Below are 13,379 nucleotides of genomic sequence, written 5' to 3'. Positions count from 1 at the left end.
AAAACTACTTACCGGCAATCGGAATTTCGCTTTCCAAAGTAGGCCTGGTGTGGTAATATTTCTTCCGAAACCAGTAGGCAAAATTCACCAGGGCAATTAAGGCCGGAACTTCAATTAACGGACCCACCACCCCGGCAAAGGCCTGTCCGGAGTTGAGGCCGAAAACCCCGATGGCTACTGCAATGGCCAGTTCGAAATTATTGCCGGTGGCGGTAAAGGCAACGGAGGCGTTCTGGGCATAATTGGCGCCTAAATATTTTCCCATATAAATGCTTACCACAAACATGAGGGCAAAGTAAATTACCAACGGAATGGCAATGCGCACCACGTCCAGCGGAATCGTCACGATCAGGTTTCCTTTCAGGCTGAACATAACGATAATGGTGAACAGCAAGGCAATTAAGGTAATAGGGCTGATGGCCAGAATGAATTTTTGCTCGTACCAGGCATCGCCTTTCAGCTTTCTTAAAAAGGAGCGCGAAAGGAAGCCCAGTAAAAAGGGTATGCCCAGGTAAATAAAAACACTTTCGGCAATGTCGCTCATTTTTATGTCTACAATTTTGCCTTCCAGGCCGAACCAGGTTGGTAAAACGGTAATGAAAACATAGGCGAAAACGCTATAAAAAAGTACCTGGAAAATACTGTTGAACGCTACCAGTCCGGCCGCATATTCCCGGTCGCCTTCGGCCAGCTCGTTCCAGACCAGTACCATGGCAATGCAACGCGCCAGGCCAATTAAAATAATGCCTACCATATATTCCGGACGATCGTGCAGAAAAATAACGGCCAGCAGAAACATCAGGATAGGCCCAATGATCCAGTTCAAAACAAGCGAAAGCGTAATGACCTTCACATTGGAAAAGATCCGGCCCAGTTTTTCGTAACGCACTTTGGCCAGCGGCGGGTACATCATTAATATCAGGCCAATGGCGATCGGTACGTTTACCGTTCCCACCTGAAATTGATTGATGAACTGCTCACTCTGAGGGAAAATGTAGCCCAGCAGCACCCCGATTCCCATAGCTACAAAGATCCAGACGGTCAGGAAACGGTCCAGTACGGATAATCTTTTCTTTTTTTCAACGGTACACTGACTCATTTGGAGAAGGTTATATAAAAATCGTTTTTTATTGGCATCCTGAAAGGATCTTGTGATTTCAGAGGCAGCTCAAGCAACACCTGGTTAATTGAATCAAACTGGTTCCATCCAATCACAGGATTCTTGCAGCATGGCAGCAAAAATTAGCGGAAACGCCTGGAAGAATTTCAGAAGACTACAAATGCTCCGCTACAAACTTCCGGCAATATTCCTTGATCTGGTCGCGTGCTTCCCGGAATTGGGCCATAATTTCTGCTTCGGTGCCGGTTGCCTTGGCCGGATCGGGGAAGTTGTAATGGAATTTTTCGGCAAAGCCGGGAAAGAAAGGGCAGTTTTCCTGGGCGTTGTCGCAAACCGTGATCACAAAATCGAAATCGATGCCCATGTATTCGGAAACATTGTTGGACGTGTGGCCGGAAATATCAATTCCGTCTTCCTGCATAATGCCAATGGCGCGCGGGTTTACGCCGTGCGTTTCGATGCCGGCGCTGTAAACTTCGGCTTTCCCGTGGGCAAAATGGCGCAAATAACCCTCGGCTATCTGGCTCCGGCAGCTGTTGCCGGTACAAAGCACTAATATCTTTTTCATTAGCAGCAGTTATTTTTGTTTGAGGTGGCAATGAGGTTGCTCAGGTCGAATTTTGGTTTTTCGGAAGCGGCAGCTGGTTCGCAACAGGAAGAAGCTGGCATTTCGATGGTTGTCTGAACCGGGGCAATGCAGCAGGCTTCCGCGCTTTGAGCTTCGTAATGCGGGTCGTTGAACTCGGCATCTTCGTGGAAATAATATACTTCCCATTGCACGCCATCCGGATCGTTTACCCAGTATTTGTCTTGTTTGGCATAGCAGCAGTTAGTACCCATTTCTTCTTTGGCTACCAGGTTCTTTTCGCGGGCAAGGGTTAGTTTTTCTTCCAGTTCGGCTACTGTTTCTACCTGAAAGCCCAGATGGCCGAAATTGTTTTGAACGCGCGCCGGGTTCTCTACAAACGAAATAATAAGCGAAGGTTTATCCAGTACAAACTTGGCATAACCGGGCTTTACTTTGGTAGCTTCCTGACCGAAGAAAGTGGTGTAGAAATCTACGGTTCTGGCGATGTTGCTTACATACAAGCTCACATGCATTCTGGGAAATACGTTCTGGTTCATGGCTTTATTCAATTTGAAGATTTGAAAATTTGAAGATTTGAAAATGAGGAAATTAAATGGTTTGTAGCGTAGGGTTCAAGCCCTACGCTACAAGGCAGATGGGTTTCAGCAGCAATTTATTTTCAGGTTCAGTTGAGCGAAGAAGGCGGAAAGCAATTCTTTATACTTATTCCAGTTTTCGGCGTCGATGCAGTAGCAAATGGAATTTCCTTCGATGTTGCCTTTTATCAGGCCGGCGTTTTTAAGTTCTTTCAGGTGTTGCGAAACGGTAGGCTGGGCCAAAGGAAGTTCGTTTACTATGTCGCCGCAAATGCACGCTTCCATTTTTAATAGAACTTCCAGAATGGCAATGCGGGCCGGATGACCTAAGGCTTTGGCCAGGTTAGCCAGTTCATTTTGCTGTGCCGTGAAATGATCGGTTTTGGTAGCGCCCATAATCTTTACTATTTGTTCATTGCAATATTACGATGATGCTAATAAAAAGTAAAGCCTTTTAAAAAAATAATTTTCAAAAGGCTTTAAATGGCTGTTAAGCCGGGTTTTTCTTTTTTTTAACCTACCGTTTAGGACTTTCTTAATGCTTTTAACTTTAGAAAGTTCCGTTGACTGAAGTCAACGGCAATGGATAGGTTGTTTTGGTAGGTGTTCTTTACCCTTTACCGCTGTTTCTGATGATTACCAAGGAGCCCTCAAACATACAACCTCCTTCCTATTACTAATATCTTCTTATCTATTGCCGTTGACTTCAGTCAACGGAATTTCGATCAAGCTTCCTGGTGGTAAAAGGAAGCGAGGGCTTCTTCCAGGGAACTGTATTCGAAGGTGAAGCCGGTATTCTGAATTTTAGCAGAACTTACCTTGGAGCCGCCCAGCACTACTTCGCTTAGTTCGCCTAGTACCAGTTTCAGTCCGAAAGCCGGAATTTTTGGAACGAGCAGCGGCCGGTGCATGACTTCGGCCAAGGCTTTGGTGAAAGTTTCATTCGTTACCGGATTGGGGGAAACGGCGTTAAAAACTCCGTGAAATTGCGGTTCTTCGATGGCTTTAATGAATAACTGGCAAAGGTCGTCGATGTGGATCCAGCTCATGTACTGTTTGCCCGAACCCAACGGTGCGCCGGCCATAAGCTTAATGGGTTTGGCCATTTGCGGCAAGGCGCCGCCCTGGTCGGAAAGCACAATGCCGATCCGGAAAATAACTGTCCGGATTCCCATGCTGTGCATTTGCCACGAAGCAGCTTCCCATTTTTTTGCCACATCGGCCAGGAAATCGTCGGCATAAGGGCTTTCTTCGGTAACGAGCTGTTCGCCGGAATCGCCGTAAATGCCGATGGCGGAAGCGGCCAGAAAGCCTTTTACCCGATTGGGCGTACTTTTCAGGCAATTGAAGAGGAGGTTGGTGCTTTCTACGCGGCTGTTTAGGATCTCTTTTTTTCGTTCCTCGGTCCATTTTTCATCCGAAACGCCGGCGCCGGCCAAGTTTATAATGTAATCGGCCCAGGAAATGGCATGATCGTCGATGAAATGGTTTTTAATATCCCAGCGGAAGGTTTTATAGCGCGAAAACTGGCCGGTTTGCCGGCTCAGGTGCGCCACCTCGTAGCCCGAATCGATCAGCATTTCGGATAAACGGGTGCCGATCAGTCCGGTTCCACCGGTAATTAGAATTTTTCCTGCCATCTTTATTGCATGTTAGCGCGTTAAATTCTCTGAGTGAAAATTAGTAGTATACGCAAAGAATCTGTGGGGTTACTTTCCGGGTTATAAAACCTACTGTTTACCAATATAATGCAGAAACTCGTTCCGGTATTGTGCTTCGCGGAAAAGGCCGCTGTATTCGGACGTAATGGTGTTGCTGCTTACATCGTTCACGCCGCGGCTCATCACGCACAAATGGTCGGCTTCAATTAAAACCGCTACGTTCTCGGTGCGCAAGGCTTTTTTCAGTTCGTTGGCGATCTGAATGGTAAGGCGCTCCTGCACTTGTGGGCGCTTGGCGTAATACTGCACAATGCGGTTCAGTTTCGATAAACCCACTACGTGCTCTTCCGGGATATAAGCTACGTGTGCCTTGCCCACGATCGGAACAAAATGGTGTTCGCAATACGAAAACAGGGTAATGTTGCGCTCTACCAGCATTTGGTTGTACTGGTAATGGTTGCTGAAAGAGCGGGCATGCGGCCGGTTTTTCGGGTTCAGGCCCGAGAAAACCTCTTTCACGTACATTTTAGCCACCCGGTGCGGCGTGCCTTTCAGGCTGTCGTCGTTTAGGTCGAGGCCCAGGGTATGCATAATTTCGGCAAAGTGGCCTTCTATGATGCGGATCTTTTCGTCGTCGGGCAGCTCAAAAGCGTCGGGGCGAAGCGGGGTTTGCTGGGAAGCGCTCAGGTGATCGTGACCGGAATCGTGGTCGTGTTGTTCCCTATTCTCCATTGTATTGGACAAAATTTCGTTCGGTTTCATAAAGGGTTACGGAAAGTGCATACGCCGGCTCTATTTTGGCCCGCAACAGGTTCCATATAACGATGACAATGTTTTCAGCAGTGGGGTTCAGTTCCCGGAATTCTTCGGTATCGAGGTTCAGGTTCCTGTGGTCGAAACGGGAAATTACTTCCCGGCCGATCAGGTCGCTGAGTTTTTTGAGATCGTACACGTAGCCGGTTTCCGGGTTTACCTCGCCGGTCAGTTTCACGATGAGCTCGTAATTGTGGCCGTGAAAATTGGGGCTGTTGCAAAGTCCGAAAAAGGAAGCGTTCTGCTCCTCGGTCCAGGCCGGGTTGTGCAACCGGTGGGCGGCATTAAAATGTTCTTTGCGGCAAACGGTAATTTTCATGGTTTAACGCCCGTTTGCGGTACTGGTTTTTCCGGTGCGGGACTGAAAGACAAAGATACAAGGTTGTTTTGGAAGTTTGCGGTTTATGCGGGTTTGTTTCTGTTAGTAAGGTGGTTTGGAAGGGGTATAGGTTTTTTTGTGATTTTTAATACGTTTTTCCGTCATCCCGGCGTCAGGAGAGATCTCATCAGGTTGGTAGTGCTGGTTGCTTTTTAGCCTTAAAAGCTACTGTTTTTTCAAAGCTCCTGTTTTCCATTGCTGGCTTTCTGCCTTTTATCATTTGGTTGAAGTAGTTCTTCTCTTTCTTCTGTGTTTTTTTTCCCTGAAATATGCGGCATTTTTCACTTGAAACAAAACCACCCCCAGCCCCTCCTTGAAAAAAGGAGGGGAGCTCGCACGAGCCAAACCTTTGCTAAAAGTTAAAATTCTGTGAATTCTAAAATTCTGATTCAGACAAAATTTCCCTTTAAAAACGGTAACCTTTTGGGTTAAAAAGCTGTTTAAGGGCGGGTTTGAAAAAAATAAGGGGAAGGTTGTTCGGAAAGCGGTTTGTTTTCTATAATTTAGAAGTCCAAAATTCAAAATAAACTATATTCCTACTGCCATATGAAAAGCCTTTTACTTTCAGTTGCCTTTATGCTGATCGCAAGCTTCGGGTTTGCCCAGAAGACAAACGTGGAAGAAGCTGAACTCACTGTGAACAACGTGCCGCGCAAAGGCCAGCGCATCAGCATTCAGCTCGATCATAAACTGGTAGAGAAAGCCTGGCAGAATTACCTGAAAGAAAAAGTAGGCAAGCTTACCGGCAAGAACATCCTGCAAAGCAATAAAGGCATTTATACCATTGAGCAGGGAAAAATTGAAAGCATTGCCCCAACGCCTTTACGCATCGTTTCTTCGGTAATTGCTTCGGAAACCGGTACGTTGGTTTGGTGGAGCCTTGATATGGGAAGCGCCTACGTAAATAAAGATGCCACCCCAACCCAGTACCAGGCCGCTGAAACCATCCTGAAAGAATTTGCCCGCCAGCTGTACCGCGAAGATATTGCCCGTCAGGTTGCTGATGCCGAAAAAGTGCTGGCCAATACCCAGGCGGAGGAAACACGGGTTATTAAAGCTGCCGACGATATTAAACGCAACATCGAAAAGAACAAGCAGCGTAAAATTCAACTGGAAGCCGAACTGGCCCAGAATGCCCAGGAGCTAACCCAGCTGAACCTCGATACCGAAAACAATGTCAAGCAACAGGCTACCGCCAAGCAAAACGTAGAAAATATGCGCCAGGCGGTAGAAGTAGTAAAGAATAAAGTAAACCTGATCGAATAGAAAAACGCTAGGTTTCAGCATTAAAAATTAAAAGAGCCTTTCTGCTAAAGCGGAAAGGCTCTTTTGTTTAAACCAGTTCAGTAGCAAGACTAAAATTACCGGATAACCTGACCTGAAATACAGCTATATAATCTATTGAATTACAAGACCTCGTATATTTTCAGTCTTAATACCAATATCCAGATACCAATGTCTGTTAACTTACTTTAACTTTTGCTGCACGATATTTTCGGCGAAATTTTCATCTTTCCAGCCCATTATTTTGGTGCCGGAAGCAGGATCGGACTGTAAAAACCAGGTTTCCAGAATTTTCTTAACGGCAGCATTTTTAGTGGAGAATTCCTGGTAATTGGTGGCTTCAAGCAGGCGCTCTCCCGGCCGGGCAGGCGTGGCAATGAGCTGGTAATACAATTCGCCGCCTCTTTCCAGCAGCAGCATGCCCAAAGGCATTATTTCCGTAACGGTGCCTGTGGGCTGGCTTTCGGCAATTACCAACACTTCCAGCGGGTCGCCGTCGCTGTCTATGCGGGTGGAGGGAATAAAGCCGGCATTGCCCGGGTAAGGTAAAAAACGGATCATTTTGTCCTGACCGGCTTCCTGCAGGCGGGTAAACTCTCCGGTGCCGGCATTGTAGTAATATTTGTGGGCCGAACCAGCCGGGGTTTCAATTACCGCCTGGAGTTGCCGGGTTTGCGAAAAAGCAGGCAGATTGGGGTAATCGGTGGAGCAACCGGTTAGCCAAGGCAGGAGCAACAGGAAAATAACTTTCTTCATTTAGAGACCTTCGTTCAGTAATTTAAACGGATTAAACTTGTTAAGTTGCAGGCTGAAGCGGATATTCCGGCGGAAATCTTTAAAGTTTTCGGGAGTGTCGCCCGCAAAGTTGCTGCCCGCAACCGGTAAGTACAGGCTGAAGAAGCCTTTGCCGATGTTCAAAGCAAGGCCGGTGCCGTAAAATACTTCGTCTACATCGGCCATTTTTCCCAGATCTAGGTAAACGCTCAGCGGCACAAAAGGCAGTTCGGTTTCCAGGTTCAGGGTAGTCAGCCAATTATCGGTAAAGGCCGGAATGAAGTTTTTGAAAGCCCCGTCACGCAAATCGGTCTGATCAACCAGCGCCCGGATCGATTCGGATTTTTGCGCCCGGTCCAGGAAAATGGTTTCTTTTAAATAATCGGGGCTGCCGCTCAAACCCATGTAAAAGGGCTGCTCGCCTTGGGTGAAGAACTTACCGCCAAACAAACGGGCTTTCGCGCTTTTGTGCTTGCTCCAGTAACGTTCGTAAAAAGCAGTTCCGCGCAAGGCGTTGCTTTGGTTATCGGAGGCCTTTGGGTTAGAACCCAAGTGCTGGAACTGTAACTCAAGACCGGCTTTTTGTACGGCATTGGTCTGCCAGATGGTATAGGTCAGGGTTTGGCCCCCGATCTTTTCCGGCTGGTGTAAAAGCGGGAAAAAGCTGCCAATCTCAGCATGCTCCAGTATCGGGTTAATTTTACTCTTTTCGTGGTTAATGCTGGTAATGGCAATTTTCAATTGTTGCCGTGGCCTGGCCACAGTTGCCCGTTTAAAATTGAAAGTAAGCGAGGGCTCGTACTTCCGGAAATATTCGAAACGCTGGAAATTAAAGCCCAGGATTGCCTGCCGAAGGAACCTGCTGCCGTGCGGCACGAAATTATAATTGATATTGCCGATGCCGTTCACTTCGTTCTGGTGGAAGCTGTACATAGGCATGAGCAGGTAATTTACTTTTTTAGCCTGCACGCTACTGTTATACAAAGCAACGCCCAGCATAAGTTTATCGGCGGTATTGGCGCCGATCACGGGTAAAAAGTAAAGCTGTTTCTTGCGGTTCTGTTCCAGGCCGGCCAGCGGCTGCAGCGCCAGTCGTTCCGATTTCGGCAGCAAGCCGGTCGTTTTCATCTGGTTGTCGCGGCGGTCGGTTTCCGGTAGTAAATACGCCGGATCTACCTCGAAACGGTCGGCTACGCCAATAAAGGTTAAGGTTTCTTCGCCGGTAAACGGTTTGGTCCACTGCACTTTGGTTATTTCCCCGGCTTCATTAATGGCGGCTACGGGGGCCGGGGCAGCAAATTTGCCTTCGTTCTTTAAAGTTACCCGGTAACCGTCTATGGTTTTCTCTACTTTTTTAATACCGATATCTACCAGTTCGGTGGTTTGCAGCAAATCTTTGAAAAACCAGTCGAGTTTTTCGCCGGAAACTTCTTCAAAAACAGCCTGCAGGTTTTCCGGGTACGGATGCGTAAATTTCCACTTCTCGTAATACGCATGCATGGCTTTGTCGAAGCGGTCGCGGCCCAGGTAGGTTTCCAGGTAAGTGAAAGCAGCCGGCGTTTTCAGGTACACAATGCCGGCATAATTGGTCTTGGTATAATGCTCCGACGGAAATTCAATGGGCTGGTCGGCTCCCCTGGAATTGGTGAGCAGCCAGGCGGCGTAGTTAAGGGCGTTGGCATTTACTTCTTCAAGGCCCAGGATCCGGCGAAGAGGTGGCTCCAGGAGACCGGAAAGCATCCCGGCATCGGAGTCTTTTTCGGCGGCGGTCCGGTTCTCGATGTAGCAGTTCAGGCCTTCGTCCAGCCATGGGTGCTCGCGTTCGTTGGAGCCCAGAATGCCGTAAAACCAATTATGACCCACTTCGTGAATAATGGCCGAAGGCGTGGTAACGGTAACCATCGGGTATTCCATACCGCCTACGTTTTCGCCCAGCGCGGCGTCTACCGCCGTGGCGGCTGCATACGGGTATTCGCCCACCAGTTCGGAATATTTGCTGATGGCGGTGTTCAGGTCGTTTTTGCGGGCCAGCCAGCCGGGCGCATTGCGGTTCAGGAACAAAAGCCAGGTAGTAACTTTGCGTTTCGATTGGGGTAGTTCCACTTCGCTTTTCAATACGTTAAAGCGCTTGTCGGCAAACCAGGCAAAGTCATGAATGCGGTCCTGGACGTAGTGCAGCGTTTTGGTTTTAGCCGAAGAAGGCGGAAAGCTCATGTCCGTGCCAAAGGATTTTTTAGCAGCGCTCACTTCGGCCAGGCTGTCCATGCGGGCAATTTCGGAAGCAGTTTGCAGCATGCCGGTAGCGCCTACGTTGTAATTGGCCGGTAAGGTTATTTTTACGTCGAACTTCCCGAATTCAGAATAAAACTCGCCTTGGTCCAGGTACGGCATCGGGTGCCAACCTTTGCGGTCGTACACGGCCGGTTTGGGGTACCATTGCGAGATCTGGTATGATTGCTCCACGTGCCCCAAACGGGAGAAAGCGCCGGGAATTTTCACGCGGAAAGGCGTCCGGATCAGAATGCGCTGCCCCGGCGATAACGGTTCGTTCAGGATCAGTTTGGCCACATCGGGTTGTTCGTATTCCAGTTTCACCGGTTTGCCATTCACTTCAAAAGCCAGCCCATCGATGTAGCCGCGTTTCTGTTTTTCGGCGAAGTGGAAGTTGCGGGAATTGTTGCGAGCCATCTGCTGGGCAAAAGCCGTTTTATTGTTTTTATAAGCGTTCGGCCAGAGGTGAAAATAAATATAGGAAAGCCGGTCGGGCGAATTGTTTACGTATTCGATCTCTTCGGAACCGGTAAGTTCGTGCGTCTGGTCGTTGAGCGAAACTTCGATTTTATAGTTTACTTCCTGCTGAAAATAATGCTGAGCCGAAGCCAGACCGGGCAAGGCAGCAAGTAACAGCGCGGCGAAATAGTGCTTCATGGTTTTTAAGCGGAAATTGATAGTGTTTTGAAAGCGAAATTAAGGATTAAATCTGCATTTGAAGGTGTAAGGTTAAAAGGAGGAGTAAGTCTTTAGTTTCTTTTTTAGTTCTTGTTTTCTAATGGCTTCAACTCTAAACTCATAACTTTCAACTCTTAACTGACTTTCCCCCTCAAGCCGGGTAGCTTCGTTTGTGCGTTCGCGTCTTCTATTCAAACTGGCCTGGCGGCCTGCCTTCGGCACCGTATGAATAGGAGGCCGCGCACGCACAAACTGGGATCAGTTTCCCTCCGAGCTGGCCTTTATCTTCTTGTGTAAGATCAGATAAAGTAGGCTCAGGGGCGCTGCGCTGGCGATATGCGTGGGGACAGGTCAAGCCCTGTCCGTACAGGGGAAAAGGAAAATTCTGAAAACTCTTTAATTCTAAAAATTCTGATTCAGACAAAGAAGCTCCCTCCCCTGTTTTTAGCTGCTGGGGTGGGGTCAAACTCCCTGATTTAGCTGCCGGGGTGGGGTATATCAAATCTTCCCTTATATTAGTAGCATGAATGTACTGATTGTTGAAGACGAGAAGGGTTTATCGAAGGAGATTGAGACGTTCCTGAAAAAAGAACATTTTCTTACCGATACCGCTTTTACCGGGGCTGAGGCCTCCGAAAAAATTGCCGTAAACCTTTACGATTTTGTGCTGCTGGACTTGGGTTTGCCCGATTACGAGGGGTTCGATCTGTTAAAGGAAGCCAAAAAGAGCGGTTCCGATGCCAGTTTTATCATTTTAACCGCCCGCGAAGCCGTGCAGGACAAAGTGCAGGGCCTGAACATGGGCGCCGACGATTACCTGGCCAAACCGTTTTCGCTGCTGGAGCTTCTTTCGCGCATGAAGGCCATAAACCGTAGGAAATTCGGGGTAAAAAGTACCGACATTACGCTGGGCGATTTTGTGATCTCGCTCGAGAACCGCGCGGTTTCCTGCAACGGCAATCCGGTAAATCTTACTAAAAAAGAATTCGACTTGCTAACTTATTTACTGTTGCATAAAAACCGCGTGCTTACCCGCCTACAGCTTACCGAACACATTTGGGGCAACATGCTCGAAGACGATTACGATTCCAATTACATAGACGTGCACATAAAAAACCTTCGCAAAAAAATGGGGCAGCACGGCAGCACCGACTGGCTGGAAACCGTTCGCGGCATTGGCTACCGCATTAATGCCTGACCATGAAACTGCAAGGAAAGCTCGCGCTTTATAATACCTTTTCCAAGGTCCTGATGATCGTGGTGGCCTCGCTCATTGTGCCCTCGCTCATCGATAAAATTGCCATGGAACATACCGACCGGCGCCTGAAATTAAAGGAAGAACAGGCGCTCCGGATCATGAACCGGATCGGGATCGAAAAATTCATTGCCAACGACAAGGACAGTTCTTTTGCCAGTTACAACCTTTTAAAGGAGGAATTTATTACCCTGGAACCTACCGGCCCGGAAACCCCGCGGATCGTTTATTACAACGCCAAGCGGGATATTGAAAACCAGGTGGTAGAGTACCGCATTCTCGATTATTATTTTCAGCACGAGGGGCAGCATTACCTGCTCGAAATCGGGCGAAGCCTGGGCGCGATCCAGGAACGGCATGCCATGTTGAGGTCGCTGGCGTTTATTCTGCTGGTGAGCATTGCGGTGGTAACCGTTTTTACCGATATATTTTTCGCCCGGTTAATTTTAAAGCCCTTAAAGCGCATTATCGATACTAAACTGCGCGATGTGCACCACCCGGCTACGTTCAACTTCACACCTATAAGTACCAGTACCGACGATTTTGTTTACCTTGACCGGAGCATAAACGAAATGATGCGCCTGATCCAGGCGGCTTTCGAGAAAGAGCGGGAATTTATGTCGAACGTTGCGCACGAACTGCTTACGCCCATTTCCATTCTGCAGAACCGGTTCGAAAATATTCTGAGCGAGGAAAACCTGCCCGAACACCTGACTTTAAAACTGATCGAATCGCAAAAAACGCTGAGCCGGCTGAAAAACGTGATAAAGAGCCTGCTGCTTATTTCCCAGATCGAAAACGACCAGTTCCTGAAAACCGATAAAACCGACCTGGAAGCACTGGTAAAAGAGGTAGCCGAAGAAATAGAAGACCGTCTGGAAGCAAAAAATATCAGCCTTAAAATGGACATGGTTCGCCCGGTGCCCATTTTGGAAGGGAACCGGCCGCTGCTTTTTACCATGTTCTTCAACCTGATAAACAACGCCATTAAGTATAATTCTGAAAACGGGAGTATTTTTATCCAGGGGCTTGCTACGGAAGAAGGTTACCGGATCGATGTGCAGGATACCGGAACTGGCATTCCGGCCGAAGCCTTACCCGAACTATTCAACCGGTTCAGCCGGGCCAGCAACCGCGAAAACCACGACAGCTACGGTTTGGGGCTGCCGATCGTACAAACCATTGCCCGTTTCCACGACATTCAGATAAAAGTCAACTCCGAAAAAGGAAAGGGCACCACTTTTTCGCTGCTGGTCCCTAATCCGAAGGCGATTTCCTGATGCTTTAAACAAGGTTTACCGGCTTCATTTTAATTTCATTTTGCCTTCCGAAATTGGGGTGTGAATTGTAAATGCCTGAACCGGGAATGAAACGTTTTGCCAAAACAGTCTTCTGTTTGTTTTTATTAGGAACCATTCCTGCCCAGACCCAAACCACTACTAAAAAAGGGCAGGTAAGGAAAGTAACGCCAAAACCGGCTAAAAGCAAACAGCAGGTCGTGAAAAAAGGAATAAAGAAAATTGGTCCGTCTACGCCGATATCTGTTATTTCGGAAAAAACAAATAAAGAATAGGTGCTCCCTGAAAGCCCATAACTAACCAAAAGCCTGAATGTTTTCAGGCTTTTTTGCTTTCTACCAGCGCAAGCAGTTTTCGGGTTTCTGAAAAATTTATTTTTAACAACCGGGGCTTTTTCTTTAACACTTCACTTTTTCTTCATTTTCTGCTATGATATTTGAGCGTCTTCTATAGGTGAACCGGCTTTTGGGAATTTTTCCCGAGCGGCCAGATTATAAAAGATAAACCGGTTAGTGTCCTCGCGCAAGCGGGGCTATTAACCTAGTTTGGGTGAGTGAACAGCTAAAGCCTCCGGAGTATCCGGAGGCTTTTCTTTTTAGCCATTTTCGTTTAGCCGGACGGGTTTTAGAGATCAAGCTAAAAATTTGAGGGGGATTAAAAAAAGTGTTTGTTTTGGGTTGAA

General features: G+C 47.7%; 13 protein-coding genes. 4 read left to right on the top strand and 9 right to left on the bottom strand.

From position 1 onward, the window contains the following. Positions 1–4: 4 nt before the first annotated feature. The 7 genes from arsB to F0P94_RS09720 form a co-directional block, all read right to left on the bottom strand. Entirely contained in the window at positions 5–1,099 is a 1,095-nt protein-coding gene (gene arsB, locus F0P94_RS09750; RefSeq protein ID WP_150903702.1) for an ACR3 family arsenite efflux transporter, read from the bottom strand. Between the two features lie 175 nt (positions 1,100–1,274). Beyond that, positions 1,275–1,688: an arsenate reductase ArsC gene (locus F0P94_RS09745; protein WP_150903701.1), complete on the bottom strand. Its 414-nt coding sequence runs from the start codon at positions 1,686–1,688 to the stop codon at positions 1,275–1,277. Further along, complete coding sequence (locus F0P94_RS09740) at positions 1,688–2,245, bottom strand: ArsI/CadI family heavy metal resistance metalloenzyme (RefSeq protein ID WP_150903700.1); 558 nt, start codon at positions 2,243–2,245, stop codon at positions 1,688–1,690. Before F0P94_RS09740 ends, F0P94_RS09745 begins: the two co-directional genes overlap by 1 nt. Before the next feature lie 105 nt (positions 2,246–2,350). Further along, positions 2,351–2,680 carry an ArsR/SmtB family transcription factor gene (locus F0P94_RS09735; protein WP_150903699.1) on the bottom strand — a complete coding sequence of 110 codons (330 nt, stop codon included), beginning with the start codon at positions 2,678–2,680 and terminating at the stop codon, positions 2,351–2,353. 329 nt (positions 2,681–3,009) lie between these two features. Further along, on the bottom strand, positions 3,010–3,924 hold the full coding sequence (locus tag F0P94_RS09730) for a TIGR01777 family oxidoreductase (protein WP_150903698.1): 915 nt from the start codon (positions 3,922–3,924) through the stop codon (positions 3,010–3,012). 90 nt (positions 3,925–4,014) lie between these two features. Beyond that, positions 4,015–4,707: a GTP cyclohydrolase I FolE gene (gene folE / locus F0P94_RS09725; RefSeq protein ID WP_191906996.1), complete on the bottom strand. Its 693-nt coding sequence runs from the start codon at positions 4,705–4,707 to the stop codon at positions 4,015–4,017. Next, positions 4,667–5,077, bottom strand: coding sequence for a 6-pyruvoyl trahydropterin synthase family protein (locus F0P94_RS09720; RefSeq protein ID WP_150903697.1), 411 nt, complete (start codon positions 5,075–5,077; stop codon positions 4,667–4,669). Before F0P94_RS09720 ends, folE begins: the two co-directional genes overlap by 41 nt. A gap of 606 nt (positions 5,078–5,683) precedes the next feature. On the opposite strand from F0P94_RS09720, the gene F0P94_RS09715 reads away from it, so the two are divergent. Beyond that, the gene (locus tag F0P94_RS09715) at positions 5,684–6,403 is read left to right on the top strand and encodes a DNA repair ATPase (RefSeq protein WP_150903696.1); all 720 of its coding nucleotides are present in this window, start codon (positions 5,684–5,686) and stop codon (positions 6,401–6,403) included. A gap of 201 nt (positions 6,404–6,604) precedes the next feature. Here the strand turns inward: F0P94_RS09715 and F0P94_RS09710 are convergent, their stop codons facing one another. Both F0P94_RS09710 and F0P94_RS09705 read right to left on the bottom strand, forming a co-directional pair. Beyond that, the gene (locus F0P94_RS09710) at positions 6,605–7,177 is read right to left on the bottom strand and encodes an inorganic diphosphatase (RefSeq protein WP_150903695.1); all 573 of its coding nucleotides are present in this window, start codon (positions 7,175–7,177) and stop codon (positions 6,605–6,607) included. Further along, on the bottom strand, positions 7,178–10,123 hold the full coding sequence (locus F0P94_RS09705) for a M1 family metallopeptidase (protein WP_150903694.1): 2,946 nt from the start codon (positions 10,121–10,123) through the stop codon (positions 7,178–7,180). A gap of 544 nt (positions 10,124–10,667) precedes the next feature. On the opposite strand from F0P94_RS09705, the gene F0P94_RS09700 reads away from it, so the two are divergent. From F0P94_RS09700 to F0P94_RS19670, 3 genes are all read left to right on the top strand, one after another. Then, positions 10,668–11,342, top strand: a complete 675-nt coding sequence (locus F0P94_RS09700) for a response regulator transcription factor (protein WP_150903693.1) — start codon at positions 10,668–10,670, stop codon at positions 11,340–11,342. A 2-nt stretch (positions 11,343–11,344) separates the two neighbouring features. Beyond that, positions 11,345–12,679: a sensor histidine kinase gene (locus tag F0P94_RS09695; protein WP_150903692.1), complete on the top strand. Its 1,335-nt coding sequence runs from the start codon at positions 11,345–11,347 to the stop codon at positions 12,677–12,679. An 86-nt stretch (positions 12,680–12,765) separates the two neighbouring features. Continuing rightward, positions 12,766–12,972, top strand: coding sequence for a hypothetical protein (locus F0P94_RS19670; protein ID WP_191906995.1), 207 nt, complete (start codon positions 12,766–12,768; stop codon positions 12,970–12,972). Positions 12,973–13,379 lie beyond the last annotated feature (407 nt).

The sequence above is a fragment of the Adhaeribacter soli genome (assembly GCF_008727925.1).
In the GTDB taxonomy this organism is placed as follows: Bacteria; Bacteroidota; Bacteroidia; order Cytophagales; family Hymenobacteraceae; genus Adhaeribacter_A; species Adhaeribacter_A soli.
The sequence above is the reverse complement of the archived record's forward strand: the minus strand, read 5'-3'. Positions and strand labels throughout refer to the sequence as shown.